We start from the raw sequence: 25,214 nt of genomic DNA on the forward strand, positions 1-25,214 counted from the left end.
ATAGGGTGCCGGGCATGGGGCGACGTCAAGACCATGCCGCGGTACTGCGGGAGCTCCCCCCGCCGGCCTGGCCGGCCCACCTGCTCGACGGCAGCGGCCTGCCCGGCCCGCGGGCCGACCTGGAGCTGGCGCAGGCCGCCGCCGACGTCGCCGCGCCGGAGACCGTCGACGCGCTGCTCGACACCGGCGAGGAGTACCTGGTGCTGTGCGGCGTGATCGGCCTGGGCCGGCTGCTCGCCGAGGGCACGCCGGGCACCGCCGACCGGCTGCGCCGCTACGCCACCGACGGGCGCTGGCGGGTCCGCGAGGGCGTCGCCATGGCCCTGCAGCGCCTCGGCGACGCCGACCCCCCGCGCCTGTACGCGCTCGTGCGCGACTGGGCCGGCGACCCGCACCCGCTCGTGCAGCGGGCCGCGGTCGCCGGCCTGTGCGAGCCCCGGCTGCTCAGGCCCCCCGGCGCGGCGGCCGAGGCGGTCGCCGCCTGCGCGACGGTCACCGGGGCGTTCGCCGCCCGCCCGGCCGCGACCCGCCGCGACGAGGACGTCCGGGCGCTGCGCAAGGCCCTCGGGTACTGCTGGAGCGTCGCCGTCGCCGCCGACCGCGCCGCCGGGATGCCGGTCTTCGAGCGGTACGCCGCGCTCGCCGACCCCGACGTCGCGTGGATCGCGCGCGAGAACCGCGGGAAGGCGAGGATGCGATGAGGACCGTCCACACCGCCGACCTGAGCGCCGGCGAGCGCGCCCAGCTGCCGACGATGCTGCGGGCCGCGTTCGGCGACCGGTTCGACGAGCACGACCTGGCCCACGCGCTCGGCGGCCTGCACGTGCTCGCCGAGGCCGGCGGGCGGATCATCGGGCACGCCGCCGTCGTCCAGCGGTCTCTGCTCGCCGACGGCGTCCCGCTGCGGGCCGGATATGTGGAGGCGGTCGCCGTACACCCGGACCACCAGCGGCTCGGGTACGCCACCGCGATCATGGACGAGGTCGAGCGGATCATCCGGGCCGCGTACGACATCGGGGCCCTGTCCGCGGCCGCGGCCGCCGCCGGCCTCTACGCCCGCCGCGGCTGGGTCCGCTGGCCCGGCACCACCGCGGTCCTCACCCCGAAGGGCGCGCGCCCGACCCCCCGCGACGACGGCAGCACCTACGTCCTGCCGGTCGCCGCCGTACCGCTCGAGGGCGTCCTGACCTGCGACTTCCGGTCCGGCGACGTCTGGTAGGAATTTTCTCGGCGCGGCATGTCGGATCCGGCCGGCGCCGTTCGAGGCACGGGTGACGGCACCCACCGACCCGAAGGAACCGCGATGACCGCCACCGTGTCCGACGAGATCCGCGCCAACCGCGTCACCCGCTCGCTGCTGGGCTACGGCGTGCTGGCCGGCCCGTTCTACATCGCCGTGAGCCTCGCCCAGGCCCTGACCCGCGACGGCTTCGACATCACGAAGCACGCCTGGAGCCTGCTGTCCAACGGCTCGCTCGGCTGGATCCAGATCACCAACTTCGTGCTCTCCGGCCTGATGATCATCGCCGCCGCGGCCGGCCTGGCCCGCGCGGTGCCGCAGAGCCCCTGGACCGCCCGCCTGGTCGGCGTCTTCGGCGCCACCATGATCGCCGCCGGCGCGCTGCGGGCCGACCCGGCGATGGGCTTCCCGGCCGGCACCCCCGCCGGCCCCGGCACCGTGAGCTGGCACGGCATCGGCCACCTCACCGCCGGCGGGATCGGCTTCCTGTGCGTCATCGCCGCCACGTACGTCCTGGCCCGCCACCAGCCGCGCGGCCTCGCCGCCTACTCCCGCGCCAGCGGCACCCTGTTCCTCGTCGGGTTCGCCGGCATCGCCTCCGGCAACCAGGCGCCCTGGCTGACGCTCGGCTTCGTCGCCGCGGTGGTCGTCATCTTCGCCTGGCTCGCGGTGGTGTCGGTCGGGCTGTACCGCAGCCTCCCCGGCCGCTGAGCCACCACGGGACAACGGGACCGGCGCACCCCGCGTGCGCCGACCGCTCGTGCCGCTCCGGCTGCCGCTGGTGCTGCTTGCCGCCGGCGCCCGCCCCCGGCCGCCGAGCCACGCGGGACAGCAGGGCCGGTGCACCCGTGGAATGGTGACCGGCTCGCGCCGCTTGTGCCCCGCCGCTCAGCCACGCGGGGCAGCGGGACCGGCGCGCCCCGTGGGATGGTGACCGGGTGCGCCGACCGCTCGTGCCGCTCCTGCTGCCGCTCGTGCTGCTCGCCGCCTGCGCCCGCCCCGGCGCCGGCCAGCCGCCCGCGCGCGACGCCCACGCCGCCCAGCTCGCCCAGGCCCGCGCCGCGCTGGACCGCTGGGCCGCGGCGGCCGGCGACGGCCCGCCGTTCGTGCCCGCCGCCGCCCAGACCGGCCAGGCCGGCGACTGGGAGCCCGGCACCGACTTCAAGGAGTCCCTGCTCGCCGGCGCCGTCGAGGTGACCGGCGAGCTGCCGTCCGCGCCCCCGCCGCCCGGCGAGATCGTGTGGCAGGACGGCCGGCGCCGCCCGGCCGGCCTGCTCACCGCCGCGCAGGCCCTCGACCGCCTCCGGGCCGACGGCAGCGGCAAGTGCGCCGACTCCTGCCCGCCGATCCCGGTCACCGGCGCCACCCTCGCCACAACCACCCTGACCACGAGCCGCGGCCCGGCCACGGTGCCGGTGTGGCAGTACACGGTGCGGGGCAGCGCCGCCAAGATCTGGCGCGTCGCCGTCGACTCGACCACGCCGCCGCCCGGCCCGCACGACCCGAACAACCCGCCGGCCGGCGTGTCGGCCGAGCGCGCGACGATCCAGGGCCGGACACTGACGGTGTACTTCACCGGCGCCCAGGGCCCCGCCAGCACCCCGTGCGGCGTCGACTACACGCCCGGGGTCCTCACCTCGGACGTCGCGGTGGTCGTACTCATCGACGAACGCCAGTACGAGCCCCCGCCCGGCGAGGCCGGGCACTACGGCTGCGCGGACATCGGCTACCAGCGGTCGGCATCGGTCGAGCTCCCGGAGCCACTGGGCGACCGGGTCGTCCTGGAGGTCCGCTACGGCACGGCAATCCCGGTGACGCCGGCATAGCCCCGGGCGACCGGATATGTCAGGCGCTGGCGCGCCGCTCAGCGGGCGGGGAGGGCCGCGCGCAGCAGGAAGCCGCCGCCCTCCCGGCGCCCGACCGTCAGGGCGCAGCCCGCCGCGTCGAGGCGCTCCTGCAGGCCGCCGAGCCCGTGGCCCTGGCCGGCGCCCATCGCGTCGCCGGAAGGGCCGCGGCCGTCGTCGAGGATCTCGACGGCGGAGCGGTCCAGCCGGACCCAGCAGTGCTTGGCGTCGCTGTGCCGGACCACGTTGGTGACGCCCTCGCGGACCACCCACGCGAACAGCTCCTGCCGGTCGGGGTCGACCGCCTCGCCGGTGACCGGCACGTCGGCCTCGATGCCGGCCGCGTCCAGGGCGCTGCGGGCCGAGGCGAGCTCCGTGGCCAGGGACATCTCGCGGTAGCCGGCGACGGCGGCCCGCACGTCGGCGAGGGCCTCGCGCACGAGCCGCTGGATGTCGGCGAGCTCGGCCTCGGCGCGCTCCGGGGCGAGCTGCACGAGCCGGCCCGCGAGCTCGCTCTTGACGGCCACGACGGTGAGCGAGTGGCCGAGCAGGTCGTGCATGTCGCGGGCGAAGCGGTTGCGCTCGTCGGCGATCGCCAGGCGGGTGATCTCCTCGCGGGCCTCGGCGAGCTGGGCGTTGCGCTGCACGACCCGGGTCACGCCCCACACCGCCAGGGCCGCGACCATGATGGCGAAGGTGAGGTCGATGCCGCCGTCCCAGCCGGGGACGGTGCGCGGCAGGACGAACGCGGCGGCCGCGGCGGCGAGCACGGTGCCCCAGGCGTGCGGGGGCGGCAGGGTGAACACGGCCGTGACGGCGATGTACACCAGCGCGGTCAGCCCCGACTCGCCGACGATGACGGTCAGCACCGCCGCGAGCGCGGTGAGGACGCCGAGGCGGGTCAGGGCCCGGGTCATGCTCTGCAGGCGGCCGGTGGCGCGCAGCTGCGCGCGCACCGACAGGAACCCGACCACGTAGATGATGCAGAAGGCGGCCGCGGCGGCGAGGCCGACGGCGCGCTGCCAGATCTCCGGGCGGTGCCACGCGTCGCTGATCGGGCCGGCCATGTAGAACAGCCAGACCGCCGCCCAGGCCCAGAAGAACCGGGCCCGGGGCGGGTTGGCGGGCCGCCGCGACGACATGCCGAACACCGTAGCCGACGTCAGGCCCGGGCGGTGTCCACGCGGAAGCGCCGCAGGGCGACGAACGCGAGGGCGACCGTCCAGCCGGCGAGCACCGCGATGGCCTGGCCGTCGATGTGGCCGTGGTCCAGCGGGCTGCGGGCGACCTGCCCGGTCCAGTAGGACGGGGTGAGCTTGGCGATGTACTGCAGCGTGTCCGGCATGAGGTTCACCGGCACCCACAGGCCGCCGAACGCGGCGAGGGTCAGGTTGATCAGCGCGGAGACCTGCTGGACGCTGTCGGGCTTGGCGAGGTACCCGATGACGACCCCCAGCGCCGCGAACGGCAGCGACGACAGCCACGCTCCGACGAAGCACAGCACCCACTCGGCCGCGGTCAGCCGCACGTGCAGGCCGGCGGCGCCGATGACGAACGTGATGAGCACCGGCAGCACGCCGACGAGCAGGGCGAGCAGCACCTTGTTGAGCACGTAGGTGGCCGGGGACAGCGGCGTGAGCCGCAGCGTGCGGTTCCAGCCCAGGCCGCGCTCGACGGCGATGGTGCCGCCGCTGGAGATCGCGGCCGTCATGGCGCCGAACAGGGCCATGCTGACCATGACGTACTTCTTCGCGTCCGGGTCCCCGCCGACGGACACGCCGCCGATGATGAGGGTGAGCAGCGCGGGCATCAGCGTCGAGAAGATGACGACGCGCTTGTTGCGGAACAGGCGGACGGCCTCGAGCCGCATGTAGGTGACGTTCACTGGATGCTCCCGGCGGCGGTGAGGGCGATGAAGGCGTCTTCGAGGTTGCGGCTGGTGACCTCGACGTCACGAGCGTCGGTGGCGCCCAGCAGCGCGCGCAGCGCGGCGTCGGAGTCGTCGCAGTGCAGCAGGACCATGTCGCCGCGGGACTCGACGCGCTCGACGCCGGGCAGCGCGGCCAGGCCGTTGAGGTCGGCGCCGGGCAGCGTGGCGCGGATGGTGCGGCCGGAGACGGCGGCCTTGATCTGGGCGCCGCTGCCGTCGGCGATGACGCGGCCGGCGCGCAGCAGCACGATCCGGTCGGCGTAGTCGTCGGCCTCCTCGAGGTAGTGCGTGGCGAACAGGACCGTGCGGCCCTGCGCCGTCTCCTCGCGCATGGAGGCCCAGAAGGCGCGGCGGGTCTCGACGTCCATGCCGGTGGTCGGCTCGTCGAGCACGAGCAGGTCGGGGTTGACGACGAGCGCCATCGCGAAGCGGATCCGCTGCTGCTGGCCGCCGGAGAGCCCGGCGACGCGCTGGCGGGCGAACTCGGCGACGCCGGCCCGCTCGAGCACCTCCCCGACGGGGCGGGGGTTGCGCTGCAGGGCGGCGGCGAGGCGTACCGTCTCCTCGGCCGTGAGGTCCGGCAGCAGGCCGCCGCTCTGCATGAGGGCGCCGACCGAGCCGCGGGCGATCGCCTTGGCCGGCGCCTCGCCGTAGAGGCGCACGTCGCCGGCGTCCGGGCGCTGCAGGCCCAGCAGCATGTCGATGGTGGTCGACTTGCCCGCCCCGTTCGGGCCGAGCAGCGCGACGACCTCACCCCGGCGGATCGTGAGGTCCAGCCCGTCCACGGCGGTGACCTCACCGAACCGCTTCGTGAGGCCGGTCAGCTGGACTGCTTCGTTCGTCATGCCCTCAGGATGGCCGGGAATCGACGCCGATCGGGCTGCATCGCGTCACCCGCACCCCCATGACAGATGTCATGTCAGCGCCATGCGTTACGCAGGCGGGCGGCGGGTGCGCCAGAAGACGATCCCGCCGGCGACCGCGACGACGACCACGACCAGCCCGAGGATCCACGGCAGCGACGAGCCCCCGCCGTCGCCGCCGGACGCGCCGGCCGTGGCCGTGGTGGCGGCCGGCGCGGTCGTCGGGGCGGCGGCGGACGTGGCCGGTGCGCTCGGCGCGGCCGAGGACGGCGCCGCGGCGGCCGGGGCGAGGGTGAGCGTCGGGGCCGGGTTGTCCGGCTCGGCGCCGCCGTCGGGGATGTCGATCCACCGGTCGACCTTGCCGTCGCTGTAGTTGACGAGGGTCTTGAACGACACGGTCTTGGCGTCGGGCAGCTTCGCGACCTTCACCGCGTACTCGGCGTCCCGCTTCGCGGCGAGGGCCGGCCCGGAGACCTTGTAGCCGCTCGCCGTCGGCGCCAGCGACCAGCCGGTGGGCCCCGAGACGTAGGTGACGTCGCCCGGCGCGATCCCCGCCGGCAGCGCGACCTCGAGCGACACGATCGACGCCTTCGACGACTCGTTCTCGGCATTGAACGTGATCGTCACGTCGGTCGCGCCGGCCTGCGCCTTGTCGGCCTTGATCTCGACATGGGCGGCGGCGGGGCCCGCGGTGGCCAGCAGGACGGCCGCGGTCACGGCCGCGACGGTGAACCCCGATGCAACGGTACGGCGAATCAGCACGAGACGTGATCCTCTCGCAGACGACGGCGACTCGGGGTAGTCGGGGCGCGGTGACGAAAAGTTCCCGCGATGTTGCCCGCCCCCTACCGCCGGCGGCGTGACGCGCACGGTGAGGCTCGCCGGAGGCAGCGCCGGCGCGCAAGCCGGCCCCTGAGAAGCTGGGCGGATGATCGTCCCCGAGGTGGTACGCGCGAAGGCCCGCGCCGCCGGCGCTCACGCCTGGCTGACGGCCCTGCCCGCCCTGGTCGAGGACCTCGAGCGCGACTGGGGGATCCGGTGCGGCCGGGTGTACGACGGCGGCACCGAGGCCCTCGTCACCGAGGCCGTCACCGCCGACGGCACGCCGGCGGTGCTGAAGCTGCACATCGAGCGCCCCGGCGACCACGCCCGCCACGAGGCGACGGTCCTGCGCCTGGCCGGCGGCGACGGCTGCGCCCGCCTGCTGCGCGCCGACCCGGACCGCCGGGCCCTGCTCCTGGAGCGGCTCGGGCCGGCGCTGTCGGATCTCGGCGAGCCGCTCCCCCGCCGCCTGGAGATCCTGACGGACGCCGCCGCCCGCGTGTGGCGCCCCGCCCCGGACGCCGGCCTGCCGACGGGCCGGGCGAAGGCGGCGTGGCTGGCCGGCTTCATCACGGCCGCGTGGGAGCGCACGGGCCGCCCGTGCGCCGAGCGCACCGTCGAGCACGCCCTGGCCTGCTGCGAACGCCGGGCGGCGGCCCACGACGACGAGCGGGCGGTCCTCGTGCACGGCGACGTCCACCAGTGGAACGCCCTGTGCACCCCGGAGGGCGGCTTCCGCCTCGTCGACCCCGACGGCCTGCTCGCCGAGCCCGAGTACGACCTGGGGGTCCTCATGCGCGAGGACCCCGAGGACCTGCTGGACGGCGACCCCCACGAGCGCTCCCGCTGGCTGGCGGCCCGCACCGGCCGCTCGGAGCGGGCGATCTGGGAGTGGGGCGTGGCCGAGCGCGTCTCGACCGGCCTGCTGCTGCACGAGATCGCCCTGCAGCCCGTGGCCCGCGACATGCTCGCCGCCGCCGACCGCATCTCCGCCCTGCGCCCCTGGTGAGCCCGGACCCTTCGGCGGGCGTGGTGCCACGGATGGGCGACCCCCCGAACGATGGACGGCGAAGCAAACGCGTACGGAGGGTGACCGCGGGGCGAAACGATGGTGGTGCCCTCGTCCCCCATCGTTCGGAGCCTCGACGCCGATGCCCGCGAACCGGATGCGGCGCGCGGCGGAGCGCACGCTGCGCCGGCACGCCGCCGAACGCCCAGCCGCACACCCCGGCGCGCCCGGGCCGCCGGCGCTGATCGGCCCCGACGGCGCCCGGGTGGACCCGGCCGCGCTGCTCGACCGGCGCGGCGAACGCCTCTGGCTGCTCACCGCGCCGGGCGCCACCGGCCCCGGGCCCCTGCCGTGGCTGCACGAGGCCGCGTGGCGCCGGGCCGCCGCCGATCCCCGCGACGCCCAGCGCCCGGTCCTGCTCAACCTCGCCGGCCTGGCCGCCGACGGGCCGGTCACCGCCGACGAGCTGCTGCGGGCGGTGACCGGCGAGGCCACCGACCACGGGTACCTGCTGCTCCTCGACGGCCTCGACACCGCGGGCGGCGCCGTCCGGGCGGCCGTCGCCGGGGTCGTCGGGCCGCTGACCCGCCTGGCCCCGGCCTCGACGATCGTCACGCTGTCCCACGCCGAGCCGGTCCCCGGTTTTCACATTCCCGCGGTGGTACTGCCGGAGCAGCTCCCCGCCGTGGACGACGCGGCCGGGAGCGCGGCGGTCGCGCCCGTCGGGGAGGCGGCGTGGGACGCGCTCGCCGGGCGGCTGCGCACGCAGCGGCCGTGGCCCGCGGGGCTGCTCGCCGCGGCCGTCGCCGCCTGCACCGGCGCCGCGCAGGAGCTGCGCTGGCGCATCATCGACGACCTCGCCGCGCTCGGCGACCGGCGGCTGCTGTTCCGGGCCGCGCTCGTCGCCGGGGTGTGCGACGACGACGGGGTGCGCCGGGCCGCCCGCGGCGAGATCGAGGTCCTCGCCGGCACCGTGACCGCGGCGCGGGACGCCACCTGGGTGTCGCGGCTGCTGTCGGCCCTCGACGTGCTCGACGGCGGCGCGCACGGGCAGGACGAGGCCGGCGGGGACGCCGAGGCGCCGTCGGGCGACGCCGTGCTGCTGCGGATGGCGGCGACCGGGCGGGCCGGGGCGGCGCCGCTGACGCTGCTGGCCCGGCGCGACCCGGCGGCGGCGATCGCGGCCGCCGAGCGGACCGCCGACCCGCTGGACCTCGACGCCGTCGCCCGCGCCGCCGACGACCCGGAGGTGGTGCGGGCGGTGCTGCGCCGGCGCGCGGTGTACCCGCCGTGGGAGACCGCCCTCGCCTACCGCGCCCAGCTGCAGCCCGGCGTCGCCCGGGCGCTGCTGGCCGAGCCCGACGGGGAGGCCGGCGGGCTGAGCGCGGGGCGGTGGCAGGGGTTCCGGATGACGCGCGGGTCGGCGTACGGCCGGCTGCTCGACGACGTCCTGGCCCGCCCCTGGGCGTGGCCGCCGCACACCGCGCCGCTGCTGTTCACGCTGTCCGGGGTGCGGCCGCCGGACACGGAGGCGCCGATCGTGGTGGCCGCGCTGCCCCGGGCGGCCGGCGGGGCCGTGTTCGCCGCCCTCGTCGTGCTCGCCTTCGGGCGCCTCGCCGACGACCACGTCACCGCGCCCGCCGCCACCGCCGCGGTCCTCGCCGGGCTCGCCGTGGCGGGCACGAGCATCGCCCTGCGGCTGCGCCGGTGGCGGGCCGCCCTGGCCGGCCCCTTCGCGGCGACCAGCGCGGCGGCCGCCGACGGACCCGGCGATGCCGCCGCCTGGCCGTTGCGGCGGGAGTACGTCCTGGCGGCCCTGCTCGGGTTCGGGCGGCGCATCGACGCGGTCCGGACGGGCCAGCATCTCCTCGGCGACACGCTGCGCCGGGCCTGCGCGCGGGCCGGCGTGCCGGAGGTCGAGATCACCCACCTGCTGCGGCTCCTCGCCGCCCGGCACGCACTCGGCGGGCGCAAGGCCTCGCCCGTCGTCCCGGAGCAGGCGTTCCGGCTCGACGCGCACGAACCCACCATCTGACGCACCCGCGCCGGCGCGCACGGCAGGCTAACGGCGGCTCATCAGGCGGGCCGTGGCGTTGCGGGTGGCCAGGCCGATGCGGGTGCGCGGGACCACCAGCGCGGCCGAGCGGCCCGCCGAGCGGACCTTCGCGTCGGTGCGGGCGCGGTGCTCGGCCTCGTAGCGGCGCAGGCCCGCGTCGATGCCGTCGGCCGCCACCGCCGAGGCGAGGGTGTGGGCGCCGGCCATCGCCAGGCTCGAGCCGTCGCCGAACAGCGACACGCACGACGCGGCGTCGCCGACGAGGGTGACGCGGTCGTGGGTCCACTCGGGCAGGTGGACGCGGCTGACGCTGTCGAAGTACAGGTCGGCGCCCGGGAGCTTCGCCAGCAGCGCCGGCACCTGCCAGCCGGCGCCGGCATAGGCGTCGGCGACGATGCCGCGGTGGCGCTCGGTGTCGCGGTGGTCGAGGCCGGGGATCGCCGGGCCGCGGAAGATGAACGCGATCAGGGCCTCGCCGCGCGACGGGTGGATCGAGACCAGGCGGCCGGGCTCGTTGTACAGCAGCACGTGCCGCGGATCCTCCGGCGCCTCGCCCAGCGGCCGGCTCGCGACCCACACGCCGAGGTGGGAGACCAGGTCGCGTTCGGGGCCGAACGCCAGGCGGCGCACCGCCGAGTGCAGGCCGTCGGCGCCGATGACCAGGTCGAAGCGCCGGGGGGCGGCGCGGTCGAAGGTGACGTCGACGCCGGCCGCGTCCGGCTGCAGGGCCACGATGCTGTCGTCGAAGCGGAAGTCGGCGGTGTCGCGGGCCGCGTCGTGCAGGACGGCGGCGAGGTCGGCGCGGGGGATCTCGACGGCGCCGGGCTTGCTCTGCATGGGCAGCCGCGCGACGGTACGGCCGCCCCGCCCGATGACCCGCAGCGCGTCCACGTGGGTGGCGCGCTCGCGCAGGGCCGCCGTCACGCCCATGGCCTCGGCCACGGGCAGCGCGGGGCCGCGCACGTCGACCGGGTTGCCGCTGGAGCGCCGGCCGGTCGCCCGCTCCACGACGGTGACGTCGAAGCCGTGCCGGGCCAGCCAGTAGGCGGCGGTGGTGCCGGCCACGCCGGCGCCGGAGATGAGGACCGAACTCGTCATGCCGGCCAAGGTATCCGCACTGAGTGCAACTTTGCAATGACTGCGAAATCACATTCAGTGCGATATGCTGTACCCCATGTCGTTGCGAGAGCTGAAGCGCCGGCGCACCCGGGAGGCGATCGTCGCGGCGGCGGTCGAGCTGATCGAGCGCGACGGCTACGAGCAGACGACGATCGCCGACATCGCCGCCGCAGCGGAGATCGGGACGCGGACCTTCTTCGGGTACTTCGCCACGAAGGAGGACGTGCTCTTCCCCGAGTCCGACGTGCGCCTGCGCGCCGCGGTGCGCGAGATCGAGGCCCGCGGGCCGCAGGACGGGCCGGCCGAGGTGCTGCTGCGCGCCCTGCGGCAGGTCGGCGACGACAGCGACGACCTGACCGGCCGGCTCGCCGCGCTGCGGATGCGGCTCATCCGCCAGGTGCCGGCGGTGCGCGGCCGGGCGCTGCAGATGCAGCTCGACGCCCAGCAGGAGATCGCCAAGCACCTGGCCGCGGCGTTCCCCGGCGAGCTCGACCTCGTCACCGCGGCCGCCCTGGTCGGCGCGTTCGTCGGCGCGGTCACCGGCGCGCTGCAGGCGCTGCTGGACACCGCCGCGCCGCAGGAGCCGGCCGACGTGCAGCGCGCCGTCGAGCGCGCCACCGCCGTCGCGCTGCGCCCCTGGGTCCACCCGGGCGCACACGGCACGGCATAACTCGCACACGCTGTGCGACAGGTGGGGCATGATCGCGTGCCACCCTGCCCCGATGGCAGGCGACTTCGGACCCGGGTCGGCCGGGGAACGGCTCATGCAGGAGCGCGCGGGAACGGTGGAGCGCGCCGAGCGCTTCTACCGCCAGCAGGTGCTGCCCGCGCTCAACGACCGGATGATCGCGTTCGTCGGCCGGCAGGAGATGATGTTCGTGTCGACCGCCGACGCGCTCGGCCACGCCGACTGCACGTTCCGGGCCGGCCCGGCCGGCTTCGTCGCCGTGCTGTCGCCCGGGCGGGTCACGTGGCCGGAGTACCGCGGCAACGGCGTCATGGCCAGCGTCGGCAACATCCTGGAGAACCCCAACGTCGGCCTGCTGTTCGTGGACTTCTTCCAGGACGTCATCGGCCTGCACGTCAACGGCCACGCCACGCTCGCCACCGACGCGCAGATGCGCCGCGAGTTCCCGCACCTGCCCGGCGACACCGTGCCGGGCCGGCGGCCGGAGCGCTGGGTGAACGTCCACGTCGAGGAGGCGTACATCCACTGCGCCAAGCACATCCCGCGGCTGCGCAAGGTGACCGCCGAAGAGCGGGCCTGGGGCACCGACGACCTGCGCCGCAAGGGGGGCGACTTCTTCGGCGCCGCGTCCGGGGAAGCCACGGCGGTTGCGGGTACGGTGAGGCGATGAACAGCTTCTTCGACAAGGTCAAGGATCTGGCCGACCAGCACGACGACAAGGTGGACCAGGCGCTGGAGAAGATCGGCGACGTCGTCGACGACAAGACCGGCGGCAAATACACCGAGCACATCGACAAGGGCGTCGACATGGCCCAGGAGCGCACGGGCGACGGGGACACCCAGCCGTAGCCGACACTGGGTCGCGTGTACGAGCCGACCGAGGACGAGATGATCCGCGCCGCCTCCGCGCTGGGCCCCTTCCAGCGGCGGTGGCGGCCGCCGGTCAACCCCGAGGACATCGACGTGATGGCCTACGCCGTGGTCCGCCGCCCTCAAGGGCGACGAGACGGACCTGCACGCCATCCACGCCGCCGCCGAGCGGCTCAACGACGAGCACGAGCGCGGGCGGGCCGCACGGAACGGCCCCGGCGCCGGCGAACCGGCACCGGGGCAGGGCTGAGCCCGGCTCAGCGCCGCGGCAGCAGCTGGATCAGCAGCGCGAGGACCACCTCGAGGGCGACCAGCGCGAGCACGCTGGCCTGAAACCCGGCGGTGATCGTCGCCGCCCGGTAGAACACGATCCCGATGAGCGCCACGCCGAGCGCGTTGCCGGTCTGGTTCACCGTCGCCAGCACCCCCGACGCCGCGCCCGCCTGCTCCGGTGCCACGTTCTGCAGCGCCACCGTCGTCAGCGGGGCCAGGGCCATGCCCATCCCGACCCCCTCCAGGGCCAGGCCCGGCAGCAGCCAGCCGATCGGGTGCGCGGCCGCCGCCGCCATCGCGCCCAGGCCCGCGGCCATCACCAGCGCGCCGGCCGTGACCGCGTGGCGGCCCATCCGCGCGGCGATGCGGTGCGCGTTCGTCGACGTGAGCAGGTACCCGCCGCCGACCGCCATGAACACCGCCCCCGACGCCAGCGCCGACAGCCCCCGGCCGGCCTGCAGGTACAGCGCCAGGACGAGGAAGAACGACGCCTGGCCCATCCAGAACGCCTGTACCGCCACGAGTGCGGTGCTGAACGCCCGCCGGCGGAACATCGCCAGGTCGACGAGCGCGCCCGTGCGGTACCGCTGCGAGAACACGAACGCCGCGAACAGCACGGCGGCCAGGCCCAGGCACGCCCACGTCCACCGCGGCCAGCCCTGCTGCGGCCCCTGGATCAGCGGCAGCACGAGCGCGACGAGCGCCGACGTCACCAGGGCGCCCCCGGCCAGGTCGAGGCGCGAGCCGCCGCCGCGCGACTCGGGCACCGCGCGCAGCATGACGAGGGCGGCCACGCCGATCGGCAGGTTGATGAGGAAGCACAGCCGCCAGTCGAGGCCGAACAGGTCGGCCCGGATGAGCAGGCCGCCGACGACCTGGCCGAACACCGCGCCGAGGCCGAGCGTCAGGCCGTAGCGCGCGAACGCCTTCGGCTGCGCCGGCGCCGGCACCGCGGTGCGCAGCACGGCCAGGGTCTGCGGCATGATCAGCGCCGCGCCGGCGCCCTGCAGCACCCGCCCGGCGACGAGCGCCCACGCGACCGGCGCCACCCCGCACAGCACCGACGCCGCGGTGAACAGGACCAGGCCGGCGCCGAGCACCCGCCGGCGGCCGTAGATGTCGCCGAGCCGGCCGCCGGTGATCAGGCCGGCCGCGAGGGCCAGGCCGAACCCGGCCACGACCCACTGCAGGGCGGCCGGCCCGGCCCGCAGGTCGAGCTGGATCGCCGGCATCGCCACGTTGACGATGAAGAAGTCCAGCGCGGTCATGAACGTCACGGTGAGCAGGGCGGGCAGGACGCCGCGGGGTGCGTGCGGCGCCGCCGGGGCGGCGGCCGGCGGGGCGGCGATCGCTCGCGCGAGGCGCGGAAGCGGACCTGCGGTGCTGGTCATGGGGTTCCTCCTTCGACGCCGACGACGCTACGCAGCCGCGGACCGGGCGGAATCGGCATCGCTTAGGTAATCGGTGCGGGCCTGTAGGGTCGATGCGTGCTGTACGGGCGGGAGGCGGAACAGGCGCGGCTGCGCGAACTGCTGGACGCGGCCCGCGACGGCTCCGGCGGCGCCCTGGTCCTGCGCGGCGGCCCCGGCATCGGCAAGACCGCGCTGCTGGACTGGGCCGCCGGCCTCGACGCGGCCCTGGTGCTGCGCGGCGGCGGCGTCGAGTTCGAGGCCGACCTGCCCTTCGCCGGCCTGAGCCAGCTGCTGCGCCCCGTCCTGCCCCGCCTCGGGTCGCTCCCGGCCCCGCAGCGGGCCGCCCTCGCCGGCGCGTTCGGCCTCGGCCCGGCCGGCGCCGCCGACCGGCTCCTCGTCGGCTTCGGCGTGCTGTCGCTGCTGGCCGAGGCGGCCGGCGACGGCCCGGTGCTGTGCCTCGTCGACGACGCCCAGTGGCTGGACTCGGTGTCCGCGGACGCGCTGCTGTTCGCCGCGCGGCGCCTCGGCGGCGAGGGCGTCGCCCTGGTCCTGGCCGCCCGCGACGGGGAGTTCGCCGCGCCCGGCCTGCCCGAGGTGTACGTCTCCGGGCTCGCCGACGCCGACGCCGCCCGGCTCGTGGAGGACGGCCTCGAACCCGGCGTGCGGCGGCGCATCCTCGCCGAGGCGCGGGGCAACCCCCTCGCCCTCATCGAGTTGCCCCGCGCCGCCTCCCCCGCGGCCGCACCGCACCCCGGCGCGGCGCTGAGCGATCGGCTCGTCGCCGCGTTCTCCGGCCAGGTCGCCGGCCTGCCCGAGCCGACCCGGGCGGTACTGCTCGCCGCCGCGGCCGAGGACACCGGCGACCTCGACGTCGTGCTGCGCGCCGCCGGGCGCACCGTCGAGGACCTGCGCCCCGCCGAGCAGGCCCGGCTCGTCGAGGTCACCGGCGGGGCGCTGCGGTTCCGTCACCCGCTCGTGCGGGCCGCCGTCTACCACGGGGCGCCGTTCGCCCAGCGGGTCGCCGTACACCGGGCGCTCGCCGCCGCCCTCACCGGCCCCGGCTCGGCCGACCGCCGCGCCTGGCACCGCGCCGCGGCCGCCACCGGCCCCGACGACGACGTCGCCGCGGCGCTGGAGGACACCGCCCGGCAGGCCCGCGACCGCAGCGGGTACGGCGCCGCCGCGGCCGCCTACGAGCGCGCCGCCCAGCTCAGCGCGGCCCCGCCCGACCAGGCCCGCCGGCTGCTGCTCGCCGCCGAGAACGCGCTGCTCGCCGGCGACGCCGCGGCCGCCGTCCGGCACGCCGAGCGGGCCGCCGCCCTCGACGGCGACCCCGCGTTCCTCGGCCGGGTCGGCTGGGTCGAGGGGCAGGCGTGGTTCTGGCAGGGCAACTACAGCAACGCGTACGAGCTGCTGACCGCCGCCGCCGGCCTCGCCCCTGACACCGCGGGGCGGGCGCTGCTGCATGCCGTGCACCCGGCGTGGTACCTCGGCGAACCCCACCTCGGCGAGTGCCTCGACCGGCTCGCCCGGCTCGACGACCCCGTCGCCCGCTACGAGGTCGCCGCCGTGCGGTCCCGCCCTCTGCCCATGCCCGCGCTCGACCCGGCCCTCAACCCGCGGGACTTCGTCGAGCTGTGCGGGTTCGGGTTCGTCGCCGGCCAGGACGCCGAGGCGCACGCCCTCGCGGCCGCCCTCGCCGACCGGTGCCGCGGCGAGGGGCTCGCCGGGCTGCTGCCGACGCTGCTGTTCTTCGTCGCCGAGGCGGAGCTGTTCGAGGGCCGCCACCGCGACGCCGCGGTCAGCGCCGCCGAGGGCCTCGCCATCGCCGCCGGGGGCGGGCAGCCGCTGTGGGTGAGCCAGCTGTCCGCGGTACACGCGACGCTTGCCGCTCTTGCCGGCGACGAGGGTGCCTGCCGCGCGCACGCCGCCACGGCCGACGCCGCGGCGGCCCCCGGTGCCCCGGCCGCCGGCCACGCGTGGGCGCAGTGGGCCCTGGCGCTGCTGGACCTGGGCCAGGGCCGGCCCGAGTCGGCCGTACCGCGGCTGCTCGCCCTGCAGTCCCAGCCGTACGCGCACCACGTCGTCGCGCACCGCTGCATCCCCGACCTCATCGAGGCGTCCGTGCGGGCGGGTTCCGTCGCCGACGTCGCCCCGGCCGCGGCCCGCCTCGAGGCCTTCGCCGAGCGCACCGGCCAGGGCTGGGCGCAGGCGCTCGTGCACCGGTGCCGGGCGCTGCTGGGCGGGGACGAGCACGAGTACCGGCTGGCGCTGAAGCTGCCGGCGCGGCCGTTCGAGCGGGCGCGGACCGAGCTGCTCTACGGCGAGTGGCTGCGCCGCGCCCGCCGCAAGGCCGACGCCCGCCCCGTGCTGCAGGCCGCCCTCGACGCGTTCGACCGCCTCGGCGCCCGCCCCTGGTCGGCCCGGGCCCGGGCGGAGCTCACGGCCACGGGCCTGCCGGCGTCATCGTCGCCGCCGCACGCCGAGCCGGCCGCGGCCCGGCTGACGCCGCAGGAGCTGCAGATCGCGCGGCTGGCCGCGCAGGGCCTGTCGAACAAGGACATCGCGGCGCAGCTGTTCCTGAGCCCGAAGACGGTCGCCTACCACCTGTACAAGGCGTACCCGAAGCTCGGCGTCGGCGCCCGCGCCGACCTCGCCGCGCTCTCCCTGTCCTGACCAGCGAATGCGCGGGCCGCGTCGGTCACCTCGGTGTAGGTCGACTTCGTGACGGTCGGCACGACCTTGGTGTACGCGACCCGGATGACCACGTTGCCGGTCCGCGCGACCAGCGTCAGCGTGTCGGCCCGGGTCTTGCCCGACGCCGCCATCTTGGACGCGCACGCCAGGTAGGCCACGTCGCCCGGGCCCCACGTGTCCTCGCCGTGGAACGTCGCTGGGCCGCCTCGTTCTGCACCGAGCCGTACCACCGGGTGGCCTCGTCGATGCTGTCGCGGAACCCGCGCTTGTGCTCGACGGTGAAGCGGAAGTCGCCGCCCATGGTCCAGTTGCAGCCGGTCGTCCACGCGCCGGTGGTCGGCTCGCCGGGCACGCCGCCGGCGAACTGCTTGGCGGTCGGGCCCGTCACGACGGCGCACGCGAGCCCGATCTTCGTGAGGTACACCGCCCCGATGGCGCCCGGCACGCCCACGCATACGAGCAGGATGATGATGAGCGCCCCACGCCCATCGCGGCGCGCCTTCGGCGGCTGGAGTTGTGGAGCCGCCCACTGCGTGGTTGCATGGGGCGGCGCGAACCCGGGTGCCGGGGCGGGGCCGCGTTGCGGGGGCGGCCATCCGCCGGGCGCCTGATTGGGTTGCGCGGGCGACACGGTACTGGTCGATGCGTTCGTTGTCCCGTGAGGCTGCATCTCGCGCCGCCGTCGTGCGCGCTCAGAGCCCGGCGACCGGCACCGCTTCGGCGGCCCTCCAGGCCTGCGCGCCCGCGACGCAGGCGACGGCGTAGCACGCTCAGAACCCGGCGAGCACCTGCAGCGCGCTCTGCGTGAGCACGGCGGCGCGGCTGCCGCCGTGCTCACGCAGCACCGCTTCGACGGCTCCCCGGGCCGGCGCGCCCGCGACGCAGGCGACCCCGGCCGCCACGGCGTAGCGGGCTCAGAACCCGGCGACCGGCACCGCTTCGACGGCTCCCCGGGCCAGCGCGCCCGCGACGCAGGCGACCCCGGCCGCGACGGCGTGGCGGGCTCAGAACCCGGCGACCGGCACCGCTTCGACGGCTCCCCAGGCCAGCGCGCCCGCAACGCAGGCGACCCCGGCCGCCACGGCGTAGCGCGCCCAGGCCCGCGCGCCCGGCCGCCGCGCGTACGCCCAGGTCGCCACGCCCACCCCGAGCACCGCCTGCAGCAGCCCCGCCGCCAGCCGCTCCCGCCCGTGGTCCCCGACGGCGAGCAGCGTCAGCACGATGTCGATCCCGGCGCCCGACAGCAGCCCGCACACCACCCCGCCGGCGGCCGCCGCCCGGGTCGCCCGCGCGGTGCGCACGAGGTGCGCGAGCCCCCCGAGCGCGGCCCCGCCGATGATCGACAGCACCGTCCAGTACGCGGCCGCGGTCACCACGGGCCCCAGCCCGTTGACGCGCCAGCGCCCGGTGGCGAAGTTGAGCCCGTAGTAGCAGGCGGTCGCGGCGCACAGCACCCCGACGGCCGCCGCGACGGCCCCGCCCCGCGTCCGCGCGAGCACGGCGGCCGCGAAGGCCGCACACCCCCACGCGAACCCGGTGCTGGCCACGAACTGCAGCGCGACGCCGAGCGCCCCGCCGGCGAGGTCGGCCGAGAACGAGGCGACCCCGAGCACGACTCCGGTGGCGAGCGCCACGAGCGCGGTCCGCTGCATGCCCACGATGATCCCGCCCCACGCCCGTGCGCGCCGCCCCGCCGGGCCGTCCTGCACCAACCCTTCACACCACGCGTGCGGCGCCTCGCCCCGGCGGTCCCAGGTGTCCCGCGCTGTCCATAGGCTACCGCCGCTGTGGTCGTCACGCGGGCCCGGGATTCCGGGCGCCCCGGGGACCTCCAGGAGACGCACGCGCGTGAGAGGCGAGCCGGGCCGACCGCGGGCCGGGTGTCGTGCAGCGAGTCGAGGACGTGGATGCGAGTTCGGCCGATCGCGCTTCCGGTCCCCTGCGACCTTACACCCGCCGACCTAACCGATCATGGGCCTCAATGCGCGCCGTCACCGTCACGTTACCGTGAAGAAGAACGTCGCGCCGTGGCCGGGGGAGCTTTCGGCCCACACGCGGCCGCCGTGGCGGTCGATGATGCGCTGGACCGTGGTCAACCCTATGCCGGTGCCGGGGAACTCCGTGGCGTCGTGCAGGCGGCCGAACGGGCGGAACAGCTGGTCGGCGCGGTCCGACGGGAAGCCGGCGCCGTTGTCGCGGACGTGGAAGACGCCGTCGCGGTGGCCGATGTCGATGGATGGGGACGGCGTCCGGGTCGTGAACTTCCAGGCGTTGCCGACGACGTTGGCGAACACGGCGCGGATCAGGTCGCCGTCGCACGCGGCCGTCATCCCGGGCGCGATCGTGACCTGGACGTCGCGGGACGGGTCGCGCTGGCGCAGCTCCTCGACGACGTCCTCGGCCAGGGCGGTCAGGTCGACGTCCGCGCGCTGGATCTGGCCGCGGTTGGCGCGGGCCAGCTGCAGCAGAGCGTCGATCAGCGCGTTCATGCGGCCGGCGGCGCCGTAGATGCGGCGCAGGTGTTTCGCCGTCTCGCCCGTCGCCTCCTCGGCGAGCAGCTCGCTGTAGCTCAGGATGGTCTGCAGCGGGGAGCGCAGGTCGTGCGAGACCGAGCCGCTGAACGCCTCCAGCTCGCGGTTGCGCCACTCCAGCTCCTCGACCAGTTCGGCGCGGGCCTCGGCGAAGCGGCGGGCGGCGCGCTCCTCGGCGGCCTCCATCTCGCGGCGCACCAGCTCGTCGCGGATGCGGCGGTTCTGCTCGTGCAGGGTCTGGCGGCGCAGGTGGGCGCGCACGTGGGCGCGCAGGGTGCCGGGGCCGTCGGCGCGGCGCACGTAGTCGTCGGCGCCGGCGGCCAGGCACGTGAGGAGGGCGTCGTCGCGGCCGACGATGATGACCGGCATGTCGCGCAGGCCGGGGACGGCGCGGATGCGGTCGCACAGGTCGCGGCCGTCGATCTCCGGCAGGTGCAGGTCGATGACCGTGCAGTCCGCCGGCTGTACCGCCAGCAGCGCCAGGGCGTCGTCGGCGCACCGGGCGAGGATGGCCTCGTACCCGTCCTCGTGCAGCAGGCCGGTCATCGTCTCCAGGTAGTCGCTGTCGGCGTCGACGAGCAGCACCTGGGCGGGCCGGGCGCCGCCGGCGTCGGGCAGCGGCAGGGCGGTGGCGCTCTTGCGCAGCACGGCGGCGAGCTTGGCCAGCACGACCGCGAGGTCCTCCTGCTTGCGCACGAACGCGTCCGCGCCGGCGTCGAGGATCTGCAGCTCGGTGGTGTAGTCGTCGGAGGCCGTCAGCAGCAGGCAGGGGACGTTGCGCAGGGCGGCGTCGAGGCGGACGCGGCGGATGACGGTGGCGCCGTCGATGCCGGGCAGGACGCCGTCGACGATCAGCGCGTCCGGCGGGCGGGCGGCGGCGACGCGCAGGCCCTCCTCGCCGCTGGCCGCGGCCGTCACCTCGTACCCGGCGCCGGTCAGCGTCTGGCGCAGCAGTTCGCGGAACGTGCGGCTGTCGTCGATGACGAGGATGTGGCGGCGGTCGCTGTCGGGGGCGTGGCGCAGCAGCTCGCGGGCGCGGGCGACGACCACGGGGGCGTCGTAGGGCTTGCCGACGTAGTCGTCGGCGCCGGTGCGCAGGCCGCGCAGCCGCTCGTGTACCTCGGCCTCGGTGGACAGCAGCAGCACGACCGCGTCGCCGTGGCGGGGGTGGGCGCGCAGGCGGCGCAGCAGCTCGACGCCGTCGCCGTCGGGCAGGCGCACGTCGAGGACGGCGACGTCGAACTGCTCGGCCTCGAACGCGGCGAGGGCTTCGGCGCTGCCGGCGCACAGCACGGTGCGGAAGCCGTCGTCCTCGAACGCCTCGTGCAGGTCCATGCGGACCGTGAGGCTGTCGTCGACGATCAGAACGGTGTTCGCCATGCGACACCTCCGTTCGCCAGGGCCGCCAGGCGGGCGCCGATCTGCTCGGGCGGCAGGGTCTCCGCGGCGGCGCCGAGCGACACGGCCTCCTTCGGCATCCCGTACACCACGCAGCTCGCCGCGTCCTGCGCGAAGGTGACGGCCCCGGCCCGGCGCATGGCGAGCAGCCCGGCGGCGCCGTCGCGGCCCATGCCGGTGAGCAGGCACCCGGCGGCGTGCCGGCCGAGGTCCACGGCGGCGGCCTCGAACAGGGTGTCGACGGCGGGCCGGCACGAGTGGCGCGGCTCGGCGGCGCTGAGCTGCAGGTGCCCGGCGCGCAGCACCAGGTGCCGGTCCGGCGGGGCCATCGTGACCCGGCCGGCGAGCGAGGTGAGCGCCTCGCCGCCGCGGGCGTAGCCGACGAGGTGCCCGGTCTGCTCGGCCAGCCAGCCGGCGAACGCCTGCGCGAACGACTCGTTGGCCGCGAGGTGCTGCACGTACAGCAGCGGCACCGCAAATCCGGCCGGCAGGGCCCGCAGCAGCCGCACGATGGCGCCGGGGCCGCCGGTGGAGGCGCCGACGACGACGGCCCGCACGGCGGTGGCGGCCGGGGCGGGCGCGGCGGCGGGGGCGGCCGGCTCGGGGCGGCGGCGGGTGACGACCCGGATGCGGGAGACGACCTTCACCGCGGTGCGCAGCCGCTGCGGCCAGGTGTCGTCGGAGGCGTCGCCGCGCGGCTTCTCCAGGACGTCGACGGCGCCGGCGGCGAGGGCGTCGTACGTGGTGAACAGCTCCCGCCGGTCGGCCGAGCACACCACCAGGATCGGGGTCGGGGCGTCGGCCATGATGCGCTCGGTGGCGGCGAGGCCGGACATGACGGGCAGGACCACGTCCATGGTGATGACGTCGGGGCGCAGCCGGCGGCACAGGTCGACGGCCGCGGCGCCGTCGACGGCCTCGCCGACGATCTCGAAGCCGGCCGCGGGCGTCAGCGCTTCGCGGAGCAGGTGGCGTACCGTGGCGGAGTCCTCCACGACGAGCACCCGGATCATGCCGGCGCACCGGCCAGGTCGCGGATGTGCCCGAGGAGCTCCTCCTGGTCGAACTCGCTCTTGACGATGTAGGCGGCGGCGCCGGCGTCGAGGCCGCGGCGGCGGTCCTCGGCCGAGCCGCGGGAGCTGACGAGGATCGCGGGCACGTCGCGCAGGTCCGGGTCCGCGCGGGTCCGCTCGACGAAGGTGAACCCGTCGATGCCGGGCATGTCGATGTCGACGAGGAACAGCGCGTAGCGGCGGTGGCGTACGCGCTCCAGGGCCTCCTCGGCGGAGGCGGCGACCTCGACCCGGTACCCGGCCGACTCGAGGATGCTGCGCTCCAGCATGCGGGTGGTCAGGGAGTCGTCGACGACCAGGATCGGGTCGGGCGGGACCGCGTCGGCGAGCGGGACCGCGGCGCCGGTGGGGCGGGTGCCGGCGGCGGCCGCGGCGAGGCCGGCCGGGTCGAGCACGATGCGCGGGTTGCCCTCGGCGTCCATCGACACCCCGCCGACGACCGCGGTGGCCGGGGCGAGGTCGGGCAAGGGACGCACGACGAGGGTGGACGTGCCGAGCAGGCGGTCGGCGCCGGCGGCGATGGTGCGCGCCCCGGCGTCGAGGACGACGGCGACGCCCGAACCCGAACCGCCGGCGCCGGCCGGCGGAGGGCCGGCGGGCAGGACGTCGGCGAGGGGCAGGAACGGCAGGACCCGCCCGTCGTGGGCGAACGCGCCGGCCGCGGCCGCGGCGGCGGCCTCGACGGCGGGCAGCCGCACGCAGGTGCGCACCGCGTCCAGGGGCAGCGCGAGGAGGACGCCGCCGGCCTGCACGACGAGGCCGGACAGCGAGACGAGGGCGAGCGGGACGACGAGCTCCACCTCGGTACCGCGGCCCGGCTCGGTGCGCACCGACACGTCGCCGCCGAGGCGCTCGGCGACGTCACGGACGGCGTCGAGGCCGATGCCGCGGCCGGAGACGCCGGTGACCCGCTCGGAGGTGGAGATGCCGCCCTGCAGCAGCAGCCGCATGAGCTCGCGCACGTCGGCCTCGGCGCCGGCGGGGACGAGGCCGCGCCGCTCGGCCTGGCGGCGTACCGCCTCGAGGTCGAAGCCGCGCCCGTCGTCGCGGCAGCGGAACGCGGCGAAGCGGCCGCGGCGGCGCACGTCGACGCTGACCCGGCCCTGCGCGGGCTTGCCGGCCGCGACCCGCTCGGCCTCGGGCTCCACGCCGTGGCTGACCGCGTTGCGCACGACGTGCAGCAGGGCGTTGCCGGCCTGGGTGAGCACGTGCGGGTCGAGGCGCAGCTCGCCGCCGTTGCCCTCGAACCGCACCGCCTTGCCCTCGGTGCTGGCCACGTCGTAGACGGCGCGGTGCAGGGCGGCCAGAACGGTGGCGGCGGGCACGAGCCGCAGGCGTTCGGCGCGGCCGCGGATGTCGTCGAGCTCCCGTTCGACCTGTTCGACGGTCTCGGTGAGGCGCCGGCCGAGGGCGGTCAGGTCCGCGGCGGCCGGTTCGCCGGTGGCGCCGCGCAGGCGCTCGGCGAGGCGTTCGACGCCGGCGGCCTGCCCGCGCAGCAGCGCGAAGCGGGCGTGGGCCTCGTTGACGGCCTCGAGCAGGTCGTCGACGTCGGAGCCGCGCTCCGGTTCGGGCCCGGGTTCGGGCTGTACGGCCGGCTCGGCGGACGACTGCAGCGCGGCGACGAGGGCGGTCATCGCGTCGGTGCGGCGCAGCAGGTCGGCGACGACGGGCGGGGGGACGGGCTCGGCGCCGTCGCGGTACGGCACGAGCATCTCCTCGAGCGCGTGCGCGGCATCGGCGAGGCCGGCCTGGCGTACCACCCGGGCGGCGCCCTTGAGGGTGTGCGCGTGGCGCAGCAGCCGGGCGACGGCCTCGCCGACCTCGCCGGTCTGCAGGTCCAGCACGCCCTGGCCGAGCTGCTCGACGAGCTCCCGGGCCTCGATGCGGAAGTACCGCAGCGGGTCCTTGTCGCTCATGACCCGCTGTCCGCGCTCACCAGTCGCAGCAGCGACGAGGACAGGCCGGTGAGGTGGGCGGCGGTCTGGCGGGTCTGCACCGCGCTGGACTCGCTCTCCTGCGTCACCCGCGCGGTGTCGGTGACCGCCACGTTGACCTGCTCGACCGCGGTCGTCTGCTGCTTCGTCGACAGCTCGATCTCGCGGGCCGACTCGGTGGTGCTGGCGACGAGGTCGGCGATCTGCTGGAACGAGGCGGTGACGGCGTTGAACTGCCGGGTGCCGGCGTCGACGGCCTTGGCGCCGGTCTCGGTGGCCATGACGGTGGTGTTCACGGCGCCGCGCACGTCCTCGATGAGGGCCCGGATCTCCTTGGCCGAGCCGGCGGTGCGGTCGGCGAGCTTGCGGATCTCGTCGGCGACGACGGCGAAGCGGCGGCCCCACTCGCCGGCGCCGGAGGCCTCGATGGTGGCGTTGATGGCCAGGATGTTGGTCTGCTCGGCGAGCTCGGAGACGAGGTCGACGACGCCGCCGATCTGCTGCGAGCGCTGCCCGAGCTCCAGCATGTGCTGCACGATGAGGTCGACCTGGCGGCGGATCGCGGCGATCGACGCGCGCGCCTCCTCGATGGTGGAGTCGCCGGACCCGGCGGCGGACGCGGTCTCCTCGGCGATCTTCGCGACCCGCTGGGCGCCCTCGGCGATCTGCCGGGACGTGATGAGCAGTTCCTCGATCGTCGTGGTGATCTCGTTCATCGCGGTCGCCTGCTCCCGAGCGCCGGTGGCCTGCTGCCCGGCGGACGCCTCGAGCTGGGCCGAGGAGCTGCGGATGTGCCCGACGGTACCGGCGACCTGGCGGGCCAGGGCCCGGCTGAGCCTCAGCCCGGTGACGACCTTGAAGCCGATGCCGAGCAGGGACATGCCGACGACGAGGCCGATCGCGACGGCGGCGAGGGTCGAGGCGGAGCCCTGCTCGTCGCGCAGGTCCCGCTCCAGCAGCGTGGTGAGGGCGCCGATCTCGCGGTCCAGGGCGTCGCGCAGCGGCGCGACGCTGTTCTCGAACGTGGTGCTGACCGCGTTCAGGTCGGCCCCGGGCCGCTGCCGGTCGTCGAAGATCGCCTGCAGCGCCTCCTGGTGGCGCTGCTCGCCGGCGACGGCCCGGTCGAGCAGGTCGCGCTCCGCGGCGGTGCGGAGGGTGGCGCGCACGCGGCCGGCGGCGTCGGCGAACTCCTGCCGGGCGGCGGCCGTGAGCCGGGTGTAGTTCTGGTCCCCGGTGAGCAGGAACGCCCGCCCGGCGCTGCTCTTGGCCTCGACCGCGACCCGCAGCTGCGCAACGGCGACGAGCCCGTTGACGCCGACGTCGATGACGTCGTCCTTGCGGCTCTTCACCCACGTCAGCGCGATGACGCTCACCACGCCGGTCAGGACGGTGAGCACCGCCGCCATGGTGAAGCTGATGACGAGGCGCCGCCCGAACGTCCACTGCCGTGCCATG

General features: G+C 76.4%; 23 protein-coding genes. 10 read left to right on the top strand and 13 right to left on the bottom strand.

The window, feature by feature from the left end:
* The first annotated feature begins 14 nt into the window (after positions 1-14).
* The 4 genes from ACQEVU_RS31325 to ACQEVU_RS31340 all read left to right on the top strand — a co-directional run bounded on the left by ACQEVU_RS31325 (position 15) and on the right by ACQEVU_RS31340 (position 3,066).
* The gene (locus ACQEVU_RS31325; RefSeq protein ID WP_433329840.1) at positions 15-701 is read left to right on the top strand and encodes a HEAT repeat domain-containing protein; all 687 of its coding nucleotides are present in this window, start codon (positions 15-17) and stop codon (positions 699-701) included.
* The gene (locus tag ACQEVU_RS31330) at positions 698-1,219 is read left to right on the top strand and encodes a GNAT family N-acetyltransferase (protein WP_433329842.1); all 522 of its coding nucleotides are present in this window, start codon (positions 698-700) and stop codon (positions 1,217-1,219) included. The genes ACQEVU_RS31325 and ACQEVU_RS31330 overlap by 4 nt, the downstream gene beginning before the upstream one ends.
* Before the next feature lie 84 nt (positions 1,220-1,303).
* Positions 1,304-1,951 carry a DUF998 domain-containing protein gene (locus ACQEVU_RS31335; protein WP_433329844.1) on the top strand — a complete coding sequence of 216 codons (648 nt, stop codon included), beginning with the start codon at positions 1,304-1,306 and terminating at the stop codon, positions 1,949-1,951.
* Between the two features lie 227 nt (positions 1,952-2,178).
* Positions 2,179-3,066 (top strand): hypothetical protein, encoded by an 888-nt coding sequence (locus tag ACQEVU_RS31340; protein WP_433329846.1) that lies wholly within the window; start codon positions 2,179-2,181, stop codon positions 3,064-3,066.
* 38 nt (positions 3,067-3,104) lie between these two features.
* On the opposite strand, the gene ACQEVU_RS31345 is transcribed toward ACQEVU_RS31340, so the two are convergent.
* The 4 genes from ACQEVU_RS31345 to ACQEVU_RS31360 form a co-directional block, all read right to left on the bottom strand.
* Entirely contained in the window at positions 3,105-4,226 is a 1,122-nt protein-coding gene (locus ACQEVU_RS31345; RefSeq protein WP_433329848.1) for a sensor histidine kinase, read from the bottom strand.
* Positions 4,227-4,246: 20 nt separating this feature from the next.
* The gene (locus ACQEVU_RS31350; protein WP_433329850.1) at positions 4,247-4,969 is read right to left on the bottom strand and encodes an ABC transporter permease; all 723 of its coding nucleotides are present in this window, start codon (positions 4,967-4,969) and stop codon (positions 4,247-4,249) included.
* On the bottom strand, positions 4,966-5,859 hold the full coding sequence (locus tag ACQEVU_RS31355) for an ABC transporter ATP-binding protein (RefSeq protein ID WP_433329852.1): 894 nt from the start codon (positions 5,857-5,859) through the stop codon (positions 4,966-4,968). Before ACQEVU_RS31355 ends, ACQEVU_RS31350 begins: the two co-directional genes overlap by 4 nt.
* Positions 5,860-5,946: 87 nt before the next feature.
* Entirely contained in the window at positions 5,947-6,639 is a 693-nt protein-coding gene (locus ACQEVU_RS31360; protein ID WP_433329854.1) for a DUF1775 domain-containing protein, read from the bottom strand.
* Between the two features lie 166 nt (positions 6,640-6,805).
* Here ACQEVU_RS31360 and ACQEVU_RS31365 point away from each other — a divergent pair, with 166 nt between their 5' ends.
* Positions 6,806-7,708 (top strand): aminoglycoside phosphotransferase family protein, encoded by a 903-nt coding sequence (locus ACQEVU_RS31365; protein WP_433329856.1) that lies wholly within the window; start codon positions 6,806-6,808, stop codon positions 7,706-7,708.
* Between the two features lie 142 nt (positions 7,709-7,850).
* The gene (locus ACQEVU_RS31370; RefSeq protein ID WP_433329858.1) at positions 7,851-9,743 is read left to right on the top strand and encodes a hypothetical protein; all 1,893 of its coding nucleotides are present in this window, start codon (positions 7,851-7,853) and stop codon (positions 9,741-9,743) included.
* Between the two features lie 27 nt (positions 9,744-9,770).
* On the opposite strand, the gene ACQEVU_RS31375 is transcribed toward ACQEVU_RS31370, so the two are convergent.
* A complete protein-coding gene (locus ACQEVU_RS31375) occupies positions 9,771-10,862 on the bottom strand; it encodes an FAD-dependent oxidoreductase (protein ID WP_433329860.1) in 1,092 nt (363 codons plus the stop codon).
* Between the two features lie 76 nt (positions 10,863-10,938).
* On the opposite strand from ACQEVU_RS31375, the gene ACQEVU_RS31380 reads away from it, so the two are divergent.
* The 3 genes from ACQEVU_RS31380 to ACQEVU_RS31390 are packed head-to-tail and all read left to right on the top strand — an operon-like array spanning position 10,939 to position 12,420.
* The gene (locus tag ACQEVU_RS31380) at positions 10,939-11,553 is read left to right on the top strand and encodes a TetR/AcrR family transcriptional regulator (protein WP_433329862.1); all 615 of its coding nucleotides are present in this window, start codon (positions 10,939-10,941) and stop codon (positions 11,551-11,553) included.
* Positions 11,554-11,605: 52 nt separating this feature from the next.
* On the top strand, positions 11,606-12,241 hold the full coding sequence (locus ACQEVU_RS31385; RefSeq protein WP_433329864.1) for a pyridoxamine 5'-phosphate oxidase family protein: 636 nt from the start codon (positions 11,606-11,608) through the stop codon (positions 12,239-12,241).
* A complete protein-coding gene (locus tag ACQEVU_RS31390) occupies positions 12,238-12,420 on the top strand; it encodes an antitoxin (protein ID WP_433329866.1) in 183 nt (60 codons plus the stop codon). Before ACQEVU_RS31385 ends, ACQEVU_RS31390 begins: the two co-directional genes overlap by 4 nt.
* Before the next feature lie 278 nt (positions 12,421-12,698).
* Here ACQEVU_RS31390 and ACQEVU_RS31395 read toward each other — a convergent pair whose 3' ends face one another.
* Positions 12,699-14,105, bottom strand: a complete 1,407-nt coding sequence (locus ACQEVU_RS31395) for an MFS transporter (RefSeq protein WP_433329868.1) — start codon at positions 14,103-14,105, stop codon at positions 12,699-12,701.
* 96 nt (positions 14,106-14,201) lie between these two features.
* Between ACQEVU_RS31395 and ACQEVU_RS31400 the strand changes: the two genes are divergently transcribed.
* Complete coding sequence (locus ACQEVU_RS31400) at positions 14,202-16,802, top strand: helix-turn-helix transcriptional regulator (protein WP_433329870.1); 2,601 nt, start codon at positions 14,202-14,204, stop codon at positions 16,800-16,802.
* Between the two features lie 115 nt (positions 16,803-16,917).
* Here ACQEVU_RS31400 and ACQEVU_RS31405 read toward each other — a convergent pair whose 3' ends face one another.
* From ACQEVU_RS31405 to ACQEVU_RS31435, 7 genes are all read right to left on the bottom strand, one after another.
* Positions 16,918-17,274: a hypothetical protein gene (locus ACQEVU_RS31405; RefSeq protein WP_433329872.1), complete on the bottom strand. Its 357-nt coding sequence runs from the start codon at positions 17,272-17,274 to the stop codon at positions 16,918-16,920.
* A gap of 319 nt (positions 17,275-17,593) precedes the next feature.
* A complete protein-coding gene (locus ACQEVU_RS31410; RefSeq protein ID WP_433329874.1) occupies positions 17,594-17,725 on the bottom strand; it encodes a hypothetical protein in 132 nt (43 codons plus the stop codon).
* A gap of 102 nt (positions 17,726-17,827) precedes the next feature.
* Positions 17,828-18,475 carry a hypothetical protein gene (locus ACQEVU_RS31415; RefSeq protein ID WP_433329876.1) on the bottom strand — a complete coding sequence of 216 codons (648 nt, stop codon included), beginning with the start codon at positions 18,473-18,475 and terminating at the stop codon, positions 17,828-17,830.
* A gap of 345 nt (positions 18,476-18,820) precedes the next feature.
* Positions 18,821-20,734 (bottom strand): response regulator, encoded by a 1,914-nt coding sequence (locus ACQEVU_RS31420; protein WP_433329878.1) that lies wholly within the window; start codon positions 20,732-20,734, stop codon positions 18,821-18,823.
* Complete coding sequence (cheB, locus tag ACQEVU_RS31425) at positions 20,716-21,765, bottom strand: chemotaxis-specific protein-glutamate methyltransferase CheB (RefSeq protein ID WP_433329880.1); 1,050 nt, start codon at positions 21,763-21,765, stop codon at positions 20,716-20,718. Before cheB ends, ACQEVU_RS31420 begins: the two co-directional genes overlap by 19 nt.
* Positions 21,762-23,741: a hybrid sensor histidine kinase/response regulator gene (locus tag ACQEVU_RS31430; RefSeq protein ID WP_433329882.1), complete on the bottom strand. Its 1,980-nt coding sequence runs from the start codon at positions 23,739-23,741 to the stop codon at positions 21,762-21,764. Before ACQEVU_RS31430 ends, cheB begins: the two co-directional genes overlap by 4 nt.
* Positions 23,738-25,213: a methyl-accepting chemotaxis protein gene (locus tag ACQEVU_RS31435; RefSeq protein ID WP_433329884.1), complete on the bottom strand. Its 1,476-nt coding sequence runs from the start codon at positions 25,211-25,213 to the stop codon at positions 23,738-23,740. The genes ACQEVU_RS31430 and ACQEVU_RS31435 overlap by 4 nt, the downstream gene beginning before the upstream one ends.
* Position 25,214: the final 1 nt, after the last annotated feature.

It is taken from the genome of Dactylosporangium sp. CA-139066 (genome assembly GCF_050936175.1).
Classification (GTDB): Bacteria; Actinomycetota; Actinomycetes; order Mycobacteriales; family Micromonosporaceae; genus Dactylosporangium.

Bases quoted from the DNA above. Each gene is read 5' to 3' on its own strand.
- ACQEVU_RS31325 (WP_433329840.1), top strand. From the start codon at position 15: ATGGGGCGACGTCAAGACCATGCCGCGGTACTGCGGGAGCTCCCCCCG.
- ACQEVU_RS31330 (WP_433329842.1), top strand. From the start codon at position 698: ATGAGGACCGTCCACACCGCCGACCTGAGCGCCGGCGAGCGCGCCCAG.
- ACQEVU_RS31335 (WP_433329844.1), top strand. From the start codon at position 1,304: ATGACCGCCACCGTGTCCGACGAGATCCGCGCCAACCGCGTCACCCGC.
- ACQEVU_RS31345 (WP_433329848.1), bottom strand. From the start codon at position 4,226: ATGTCGTCGCGGCGGCCCGCCAACCCGCCCCGGGCCCGGTTCTTCTGG.
- ACQEVU_RS31355 (WP_433329852.1), bottom strand. From the start codon at position 5,859: ATGACGAACGAAGCAGTCCAGCTGACCGGCCTCACGAAGCGGTTCGGT.
- ACQEVU_RS31365 (WP_433329856.1), top strand. From the start codon at position 6,806: ATGATCGTCCCCGAGGTGGTACGCGCGAAGGCCCGCGCCGCCGGCGCT.
- ACQEVU_RS31370 (WP_433329858.1), top strand. From the start codon at position 7,851: ATGCCCGCGAACCGGATGCGGCGCGCGGCGGAGCGCACGCTGCGCCGG.
- ACQEVU_RS31375 (WP_433329860.1), bottom strand. From the start codon at position 10,862: ATGACGAGTTCGGTCCTCATCTCCGGCGCCGGCGTGGCCGGCACCACC.
- ACQEVU_RS31380 (WP_433329862.1), top strand. From the start codon at position 10,939: ATGTCGTTGCGAGAGCTGAAGCGCCGGCGCACCCGGGAGGCGATCGTC.
- ACQEVU_RS31385 (WP_433329864.1), top strand. From the start codon at position 11,606: ATGGCAGGCGACTTCGGACCCGGGTCGGCCGGGGAACGGCTCATGCAG.
- ACQEVU_RS31390 (WP_433329866.1), top strand. From the start codon at position 12,238: ATGAACAGCTTCTTCGACAAGGTCAAGGATCTGGCCGACCAGCACGAC.
- ACQEVU_RS31395 (WP_433329868.1), bottom strand. From the start codon at position 14,105: ATGACCAGCACCGCAGGTCCGCTTCCGCGCCTCGCGCGAGCGATCGCC.
- ACQEVU_RS31415 (WP_433329876.1), bottom strand. From the start codon at position 18,475: ATGCAGCGGACCGCGCTCGTGGCGCTCGCCACCGGAGTCGTGCTCGGG.
- ACQEVU_RS31420 (WP_433329878.1), bottom strand. From the start codon at position 20,734: ATGGCGAACACCGTTCTGATCGTCGACGACAGCCTCACGGTCCGCATG.
- cheB (WP_433329880.1), bottom strand. From the start codon at position 21,765: ATGATCCGGGTGCTCGTCGTGGAGGACTCCGCCACGGTACGCCACCTG.
- ACQEVU_RS31430 (WP_433329882.1), bottom strand. From the start codon at position 23,741: ATGAGCGACAAGGACCCGCTGCGGTACTTCCGCATCGAGGCCCGGGAG.
- ACQEVU_RS31435 (WP_433329884.1), bottom strand. From the start codon at position 25,213: ATGGCACGGCAGTGGACGTTCGGGCGGCGCCTCGTCATCAGCTTCACC.